This is a genomic window from Candidatus Obscuribacterales bacterium (assembly GCA_036703605.1).
Taxonomy (GTDB): Bacteria; Cyanobacteriota; Cyanobacteriia; order RECH01; family RECH01; genus RECH01.
Genome location: DATNRH010000737.1, coordinates 1 through 8,536, shown reverse-complemented (window position 1 = coordinate 8,536; position 8,536 = coordinate 1). Strand labels below are relative to the sequence as shown.

Genomic DNA, 8,536 nt, shown 5'->3' with positions numbered 1-8,536 from the left:
CACGCAAAATGGCATCCAAGGCAGACATGCCCTGACGCTTGGCCGTATTGATCAAAGAGCGCATCTGAGCAAATAACTCCGCTCCCCAATGGGAGCGAAAGCCGTGGGTGACCTTGCGAAAGACGACACTCCAGCGCAACGCCTGTTCACTGGAATTGTTCGTCGGCGGTACCGTCTCATCATCCAGAAACAGCCACAGATGAGGACGAATCGAACGATACCGTTTGAGTAATCGTTGAGCATCGGGTTGAGTCGGCTCCAGATTCAAAACCTCTCGCAACGTCCCCCGCAATCGAGACTTGTATTGCTCGACCGTTGAGGGAGCTAAGCGGTGTCGTCGTCGTTGCAGGGCAATCGCTTTGAGAAACAAGCGTTTCATGCGCGGGGCAAAAAGCTGGTCGCCAGCATCGATGGCATACTGACAATCGCGCAGTTGATGCGCTAAACATACTTGCCATTGCTCAGCCGGATTCGCCTTCTGAGCACTGAACAAGTCCGACACCCACACCTGGGGACGATGGTCGCCCATCACCGCTTCAATCACTGCCTTGCCGCGACTGGGGCGAATCACGTGCAGGCACACCTGGTCGTTCTGGAACACCCACTCCCACTGCGTTGTTCCATCCACCCGCGCACTGGTTTCATCGCTGCACACCAAACGAGCGCTGCGTAGACGCTCCACGATCTGCCCTACAGGAGCCGCTAACTGCTGATGCACCCGCTGCAGCACGTTCGCAATCGCTCCCTCCGATATCCTTACCCCATAGAGGTCTGCCATTACTCGGCTTAAGCGCTCATAGCCTATCGCATGGCTATAGCGCAGATAGCTCACCACACCCGCAATGCTGGTGCCAAAAGGAGAACCTGGCTCTAAGCCAACCGGTACCGGTGCTTCATAGCGCTGCTGGCAACAGGGACACTGTCCACCGTACCGCTCTACCCGTGTCACATGCGGTTTAACTAGCGGCAACTCAATACGCTCGTAAATACTGCGCAGTTGCTGACTCGATAGCGATACCTTTTCCCCACACTGCGGGCACTGCTTCGCCTGGGCAACCACGACCTGGTCGGGCTGAGCACTCAGTTCCCGTCCCCCTCCTGCTCGTCCTATGCTGCCTTCTCGCCCTAGCGACCTTTGAGCTTGACTGAGTTGATTCGGCTTGAACCCTTTTGACGGGGGCAGTCCTGAATTGCTAGAGGTCTTCTTGACTCGTTTCTGCTGAAGTTTCTCGACCTCGGCCCGCAAGCGTTGCTGTTCTTCCCACAACAACGTGATGAGGGCATTCTTTTCCTCATCACTCAGCATGTCCAGGGGCGGCAGGTCTTTCATGGCAAAAGCTTACCATCCTCTCGGGAAAAACGACTCACGTCAACCCAGTTGAGCAATTACGTCTAAAGCACTAATCTGCTATGGCGGTGACGCCAATGCAATCATGGAGCAGGTCAAAACCCTGGAGTCTGTTGAGTGCTGAATCAGGCTATGAATCTCTAGCTAGAAGCCCTGAAACTCCATACAAAATTTTGCGGAGTCATACTCCTATGTAGCACCCTGCTATGGGCAAGGCGGGACATAACTTATGCCCCGCCTTGTTTTCGACAACAAGCTCTTGTATCTTGTAGTCTCCAAGCTCCAGTTCTAGCCAGCTTAAATTTGATCCCCATATTGGGATTGGCAGACCTCTAAGATACGATAGTCATTCTCGCTGAGGGTGGCGATCGGTTGAAAGCCTTCTAGGGTGATGGGAGCGATCGCCCCACCGACACTGCTGGCAACATCGCTGTTACCCTGTAACGCCACATCAAAGGGATAGGCTGCATCTTGCTCGTAGCTATCCACAACCATCAAGGCAAGCTGATCCGGTTCTACGCTGCCATAAAAACAGTCAAAGGACGAATGGGGCATGTAAAAAGCACCCACCACGCGATCGCTGCGCGACTCAAAGACCATGTAGGCAGCTCCTACTTGCTCTGGTTCTGCAGACTGTCCATACAAATAAATGCCATCATCTACAATCGTCTCACCCGCCTGCGCCAAGGCTTGGGATGGAACCAGGTCGGATGCATGGCTTGAACTTGATGCAAGACCTATCAGCACACTTCCAAGCCCGATACTAACAGCGGCTGTCAGTAGAGCAGTTTGAATGCGGCGGAATGGAACGGGTACTTGCATGGAACGGGTGGATGAATGCATGGTGGATCCTCCTCAGAGCCTAAACCTATCAACCTGGGAGCTTCGGAGACAGCCTCAGAATGGAGAGGGCAATCAAGGAAGCGAGAATGCGAGAACTGGATGGTTCCTACGAGGGTGTAGAGTCCTGAATCTCTTAGCTTCATGGGGCGATCGCGCTTGCTGCTAGCATCCGCATTCGGTATATAACCGTAATTTGTAAGCTAACCGTTACAATTGCTACCACATGAATCTATTTTCATTGTCTGGGATTCAGGGTGCCTTGAGTGTGATCTACAACAAGGTTCACGATGATTCCAGACAGGATCCGCTGCGATCTCCATCAACTATCGGCGCGATCGCCCCATCCCATGGCAATCCTGGCTTTTAGGGTCATGATCAAGAGCAACGCTAAATCAAAATCATGTGTTGATATTTAGATGACAAAAGATTGCGAGTCCACCAGCAACATCCCCAGATGAAAACGCGCTATTTCATCTATTCCAGTTCTTAGTCAACTGTATTGCTAACGATCCGCCATGGACAACTACCCCTGGTATGATCACCTCGGCATTCCCCATCTTCCCATCGACAAACCTCATGAACACGAAACGCGATCGCCTCCGAGACCTGGCTCAACTCTTTCTGCGTCTGGGCGCAGCCGGGTTTGGCGGCCCCCAAGCCCACATCGCCATGCAGCTTGATGAAGTGGTGGTGCAGCGACAGTGGTTGACGACGGAGCAATTCTCTGAGGGGTTAGCGATTTGTGAAATGCTGCCGGGGCCAGCTTCTACCCAACTGGGCATTTACATCGGCTATGTCCGTGCCGGACAGCTCGGTGCCTTGATTGCCGGACTATGCTTCATCACCCCAGCCTTTCTAATTCTGGTGTTTTTGTCTTGGATGTACTTTCGGTTTCAAAGCTTGCCCCAGCTAGAGTATCTGTTTTTAGGCATCTCTCCGGTTGTCGTAGCCATCATCGTCGGCTTTTGCTGGAAGTTGGCCAAACGTACCCTACGGGACTGGATAGGAGGGGCGATCGCGATCGCAACCATCGTGGTTATGCTGGCACTGTCCATCAATGTGCTGCTGACGTTCATCATCGCTGGCATCTTGGGATTGGTGATCTATGGCCCGAGAATGAGCGCTCCCCCCAACCCTCCCGTCAACCCGGCCTGGCTGCTGCCGCTCTTGCCCACGATGTCGTTGACCCTGGCAACCGTAGGCGTTCCAGGGGAAGTCTTAGCCCTATCTAGTTTCTGGGGATTAGAACGTCTGCAGGACTATGCCCTACCGCTAGCCAGCTTTTTCCTCCAGGTGGGCAGTTTTATCTTTGGCGGCGGCCTCGTGATCATTCCGCTCTTAGAAGCCGAGGTAGTGGATCAACTCCATTGGCTCACCCGTACCGAATTTATCAACGGTGTTGCCCTCGGTCAGTTGACGCCCGGCCCAGTCGTCATCACCGCAGCCTTTGTGGGCTATAAAGTCGCGGGGGTTGTGGGAGCCTTAATTGCAACGATCGCTATCTTTACGCCATCCTTCGCCTTCATTATGCTGGCTTCGCCTATCCTGTCTCGCATCCGTCGCAGTCCCTGGGTGCGGGCCTTTCTGCGAGGGGTGACCAGCGCTGTGATTGGGGCCGTAGCCGCCGCATCGGTGCCCTTAGCCCAAACAGCCTTTACCCAAGACACTCTGCTGCTGTCCGGGATCACCATTGCGATCGCCATCGCTGCCTTGGTGGCCCTATTGCGCTTCAAAACCCCCGCATGGCAGCTCGTACCAGCAGGGGCAGTCGTAGGGTTGGTCATCGGCTCCGTGATTGGAGCCTAAGCTAGGTCGTACCCTAGCTTTGGTTTGCCTTGGCGTCGCGCACCGCTGCCAGGAACATGATGACGGTCAAAGGAATACTCAGGGCTAGGATGATTGAGGTAGGCGCAGCCCCTAGTTGGGGAGTACCCGACGATAACTCAAACACGGAACCCACTGCAGCGATCGCCGCCACACAGGATACCGCTAAAAACGCACCACTTTTTGGAGTCACAACAGATAGTGTCCTTATATCACCAACTACAACTCAGGTCTTAGCCCAACATCAGGAACTACGCCGAGATCGCTTGAACCGCTTGAACCGAGAAACCCTGCTTATCCAGAGCTTGGGTCAAAGCAATACCGTTGTCTACCCGATCTACAAACATGACACCGTTGAGGTGATCGATTTCATGTTGAATCGCGCGGGACAGCAGCCCTTTGGCTTTTAACCGCTGAGGACGACCATTCTCATCTTTATAGGACACCTCGATCGCCTCCGGGCGCGTCACCCCTAGGTACACACCGGGAATACTCAGACAGCCTTCCTCGTAGGAACAGGTTTCAGGAGATGAAGACTTAATAACGGGGTTGATGAGCACTAGGGGAGGCGACGCCGGATTTTCTGGATCGCAATCCACCACAATCAACTGCTTATGCACACCCACTTGAGGAGCCGCTAGACCAATGCCATCTTCGCTGTACATGGTCTGCAACATGTCTTTGATCAGTTGCCGTACAGCGTCATCCACCTTAGCAATCCGCTTGGCTGGCTGCCGCAGAACGCGATCGCCCAGATAGTGCAAGGTCAAAGGTGGCGTTTCTAATTTTGTTTTTTCAACTAGTATTTGAGATGTCATAGACCTAGAGAAATTTCAATAGCATGGACAGAGGAGTCAGGGCAATGGAATACCCCTAGGGAGGGCTTAGCCATTTTGATCGAGCTCTACTTCCATTGTAGTCAAGCCTTGTCAGATTGTAGATACCGCAAAGCGGAGATGCGATCGCACCTCCGCTTGCTGGGTCACTCGACCGCGATGGACTACATCATGCCCATGCCGCCCATGCCGCCCATACCCATACCACCCATGCCGCCCATGCCACCCATGCCGCCCATGCCGCCATCGGGAGCTGCTGCAGCCGGTTCAGGTTTTTCAACAATCAACACTTCCGTGGTGATCACCATACCCGCGATAGAAGCCGCATCCTGCAGAGCAGAGCGCACCACCTTCGCCGGATCCACAATCCCTGCCTGGATGAGGTCTTCAAACACACCGGTGAGGGCGTTGTAGCCCACGTTGAACTCGGTTTCCTTGGCCTTTTCAACCACCACCGAGCCTTCTACACCTGCATTGTCGGCAATCTGACGCAGGGGAGCTTCTAGGGCACGGCAAACGATATCTGCACCGAGCTGCTCTTCCTCCGAGAGGGTTGCCTTGAAGGAACCAAGTTGCTGAGCTAGGTGAATCAAGACAATGCCGCCACCGGGAACAATGCCTTCTTCTACTGCAGCCTTGGTCGCATTCAACGCATCTTCAATGCGCAGCTTCCGATCCTTGAGTTCGGTTTCAGTCGCCGCACCCACCTTGATCACAGCTACACCGCCAGCGAGCTTCGCCAAACGTTCCTGTAGCTTTTCCTTGTCATAGTCGGAGTCGGTCAACTCCATTTCCTTGCGCAGTTGGCCCACCCGCTTTTCAATATCCGAGGCATTACCTGCATCGGACACGATGGTGGTGGTGTCCTTGGTGATGGTCACCTTGCGGGCCACGCCCAGCATTTCCATCGATGCCATATCAAGGCTCAGACCAATCTCCTCGGAGATCATCTGACCGCCGGTGAGGATAGCGATATCTTGGAGCATGGCCTTCCGGCGTTCGCCAAAGCCGGGTGCTTTGATGGCGGCACCGTTGAGCACACCGCGTAGACGGTTGACCACCAAGGTCGCCAGCGCTTCTCCATCCACATCTTCCGCAATGATCAAGAAAGGATTGCCTTCGCGGGCAATGCGTTCCAGGATGGGGACGAGGTCTTGGATCGAGCTGATCTTCTTATCGGTGATCAAGATGCGGACATTTTCCATGTCGCAGATCATCCGCTCTTGGTCAGTGACGAAGTAGGGGGAGATATAACCGCGATCGATTTGCATCCCTTCCACCACTTCCATCTCCGTGGCCAGAGATTTCGATTCTTCGACGGTAATTACACCATCGCGACCCACTTTATCCATGGCGTCAGCGATCATGCGACCAATTTCTTCATCGCTTCCCGACGACACTGTAGCCACTTGAGCGATCGCATTCCCTTCCACGGGTTTAGCGATTTTGCTAATTTCTGCCACTAGGTGGTTGACCGTTTTCTCAATACCCCGGCGCAGGCTGACAGGATTGCTGCCCGCTGCCACATTACGCAGACCTTCTCGAATCATCGCTTGGGCTAGAACCGTCGCCGTCGTGGTGCCGTCTCCTGCCAAGTCTTTGGTTTTAGAGGCCACCTCACGAATCAGCCGAGCGCCGGTATTTTCGTAGGGGTCCTCCAGTTCAATTTCCTTCGCGATGGTAATCCCATCATTGACAATCTGGGGTGCGCCGTACTGCTTTTCTAATACAACATTGCGACCCTTGGGCCCTAGGGTAATCCGCACTGCGTCAGCCAAGGCATTTACGCCTCGTTCCAGGGCTTGACGAGATGCTTCATTAAATTTAACCAGCTTAACCATACGTGATTTCTTTCGTAGCTCTCCACTGTAGAATTTAGCACTCTAGAGTCGCGAGTGCTAATAGCTAGGGTGGAGGGAAAGCCGAACTACGGGATGAATCCGATCCATCAGATCTCCAATCGTTCACACCCGATTGTTCCAGCCTGGTAGTTCGAACCGGTCGGAAACCTGGGTGCTTGCCTACAGGTGGGTCTGGCAGAGCTGGCGGAAGTGATCGCCTCGGGCTTCAAAGTTAGGATATTGGTCAAAACTGGCGCAGGCGGGGGAGAGCAGCACGGTTTTTGCCGCACCTTGGGGAGCGAGGATCTTGGCACGGGCGATCGCTGCCTCCATCGTCTCCACCACCTCATAGGCACCATAGCCCACCTGCTTCAGGCGATCGGCAAAGGCTGGAGCCGCATCACCAATCAGCAACACCGCACTGGCTTTGTCCTGAATACGCTGGAGCCAAGCACCATCCTCCCCCGCCTTAGCCTCCCCACCGGCAATCAACACCACCGGAGCTGGTACCGCCGCTAAACCCACCTCCGCTGCGTCATAGTTGGTGGCTTTGCTGTCATTGATAAAGTCAATGCCCTGCCAGGTCGCAATATGCTCCAAGCGATGGGGTACGCCGGGAAAGGTTTGGATGGCATGGGCGATCGCTTCCCGGTCAATCTCCGCCAGCCAGGCCACCGCCACCGCCATCAGCAAATTCTGCAGATTATGGGATCCCACCATGCGCAGATCCCTAGCCTGGACGATGGGCTGCCCCCCAGCCATCACCCAGCCGTCGTCTAGGTATACCCCCCGTTCGGGATGGGCCACTAGGTGCGCCTTGCCCTGCACACTCGTCCAACAAGCCGACGGAAAGCGATCGCCCCCGGTGCGCTGCAGATAAGGATCATCTCCGTTGAGCACCTGGTGGTGGGACTGGTGCAGCAGCTTGGCTTTAATGGCGTCGTAGTTGGCCAACGTATGGTGGCGGCTGAGGTGATCGGGGGTGAAGGTTGTCCATACGCCGATGCGGGGCGCGAGGGTTTGGGAAGATTCGATCTGATAGCTGCTCACCTCCGCAATCACCCAGTCCGGCGGTTTCTCCCCCAAAGCAAGCTCACAGGCCGCATAGCCAATGTTGCCGCAGGCTGGAGCATGGAACCCCGCCGCTTGAAAAATCGCCGCGACCAGCGCCGTGGTGGTAGTTTTACCATTGGTGCCCGTGATGCCCACCCAAGGACGTTCGGAGAGCGATCGCCAAGCTAGCTCCATCTCCCCCATGGTTTCAATCCCCATATCCCTGGCCTGCTGGAGCACCGGCAGATCCCAAGGAACACCGGGACTCACGACAATGCGATCGCTCTGGGATTGACTCGGATCCAAACGGTGATTGAGGCGCACCGTGATCCCCTCTGCCGCGAGGAGCGATCGCATTTGTTCTAGTACATCCGAGGTTTTCGCATCGCTGAGCGTCACCGTCCAGCCTTGGCGAGCCAGCAAGCGCGCCGCCGCCAGTCCTGATTTTCCCAGGCCAATCACATCTGCATTCGGCATAGACCCTTTCCTTGGGGCAGTTCACCGCATGGGCGGCAAAATTTTCAGTCTCAGCATTGTACCGAGATTTTGTCCCGACGGGTAGGATGGCGCTGCTTAGTCCCAGGCTCCAGCATTGCGAATGCCGTACTCCTGCCGCAGAGAGCTCAGGCTGCGATCCATCATCAGCTCTGGATCCAGATAAGCATCAATTTTCTTGCGTACCCTCAGCCCCTGCTGAATGCCCAGCCTGTAGTAACGACAGACGTGCCAGGGCCAGTAGTAATCTGCTCCATAGCGCCGCCCCAAGAGCGATCGCCCCAACAGTTCCGCAA

Annotated in this window: 9 protein-coding genes; 2 read left to right on the top strand and 7 right to left on the bottom strand. The window is 55.0% G+C overall.

What is annotated here, in order from left to right; genetic code table 11:
- The coding region (locus V6D20_15395) for an IS66 family transposase (protein HEY9817165.1) at window positions 1-1,330 on the bottom strand (1,330 nt) is incomplete at its 3' end.
- Window positions 1,331-1,645: 315 nt separating this feature from the next.
- The gene (locus V6D20_15390) at window positions 1,646-2,191 is read right to left on the bottom strand and encodes a hypothetical protein (GenBank protein ID HEY9817164.1); all 546 of its coding nucleotides are present in this window, start codon (window positions 2,189-2,191) and stop codon (window positions 1,646-1,648) included.
- A gap of 223 nt (window positions 2,192-2,414) precedes the next feature.
- On the opposite strand from V6D20_15390, the gene V6D20_15385 reads away from it, so the two are divergent.
- Together V6D20_15385 and chrA are read left to right on the top strand one after the other, a co-directional pair.
- Window positions 2,415-2,558 (top strand): hypothetical protein, encoded by a 144-nt coding sequence (locus V6D20_15385; GenBank protein HEY9817163.1) that lies wholly within the window; start codon window positions 2,415-2,417, stop codon window positions 2,556-2,558.
- A gap of 209 nt (window positions 2,559-2,767) precedes the next feature.
- The gene (gene chrA, locus V6D20_15380) at window positions 2,768-3,997 is read left to right on the top strand and encodes a chromate efflux transporter (protein HEY9817162.1); all 1,230 of its coding nucleotides are present in this window, start codon (window positions 2,768-2,770) and stop codon (window positions 3,995-3,997) included.
- 13 nt (window positions 3,998-4,010) lie between these two features.
- On the opposite strand, the gene V6D20_15375 is transcribed toward chrA, so the two are convergent.
- The 5 genes from V6D20_15375 to V6D20_15355 form a co-directional block, all read right to left on the bottom strand.
- The gene (locus V6D20_15375; protein ID HEY9817161.1) at window positions 4,011-4,208 is read right to left on the bottom strand and encodes a hypothetical protein; all 198 of its coding nucleotides are present in this window, start codon (window positions 4,206-4,208) and stop codon (window positions 4,011-4,013) included.
- A gap of 58 nt (window positions 4,209-4,266) precedes the next feature.
- On the bottom strand, window positions 4,267-4,833 hold the full coding sequence (gene def / locus V6D20_15370; protein ID HEY9817160.1) for a peptide deformylase: 567 nt from the start codon (window positions 4,831-4,833) through the stop codon (window positions 4,267-4,269).
- 182 nt (window positions 4,834-5,015) lie between these two features.
- Window positions 5,016-6,692, bottom strand: a complete 1,677-nt coding sequence (gene groL / locus V6D20_15365; protein ID HEY9817159.1) for a chaperonin GroEL — start codon at window positions 6,690-6,692, stop codon at window positions 5,016-5,018.
- A gap of 180 nt (window positions 6,693-6,872) precedes the next feature.
- Window positions 6,873-8,222: a UDP-N-acetylmuramoyl-L-alanine--D-glutamate ligase gene (gene murD / locus V6D20_15360; GenBank protein ID HEY9817158.1), complete on the bottom strand. Its 1,350-nt coding sequence runs from the start codon at window positions 8,220-8,222 to the stop codon at window positions 6,873-6,875.
- Window positions 8,223-8,318: 96 nt separating this feature from the next.
- Window positions 8,319-8,536, bottom strand: a 218-nt coding sequence (locus tag V6D20_15355; GenBank protein HEY9817157.1) for a hypothetical protein, incomplete at its 5' end; no start/stop codon positions are given.

Bases quoted from the DNA above. Each gene is read 5' to 3' on its own strand.
- groL (HEY9817159.1), bottom strand. From the start codon at position 6,692: ATGGTTAAGCTGGTTAAATTTAATGAAGCATCTCGTCAAGCCCTGGAA.
- def (HEY9817160.1), bottom strand. From the start codon at position 4,833: ATGACATCTCAAATACTAGTTGAAAAAACAAAATTAGAAACGCCACCT.
- chrA (HEY9817162.1), top strand. From the start codon at position 2,768: ATGAACACGAAACGCGATCGCCTCCGAGACCTGGCTCAACTCTTTCTG.
- V6D20_15385 (HEY9817163.1), top strand. From the start codon at position 2,415: ATGAATCTATTTTCATTGTCTGGGATTCAGGGTGCCTTGAGTGTGATC.
- V6D20_15390 (HEY9817164.1), bottom strand. From the start codon at position 2,191: ATGCATTCATCCACCCGTTCCATGCAAGTACCCGTTCCATTCCGCCGC.
- murD (HEY9817158.1), bottom strand. From the start codon at position 8,222: ATGCCGAATGCAGATGTGATTGGCCTGGGAAAATCAGGACTGGCGGCG.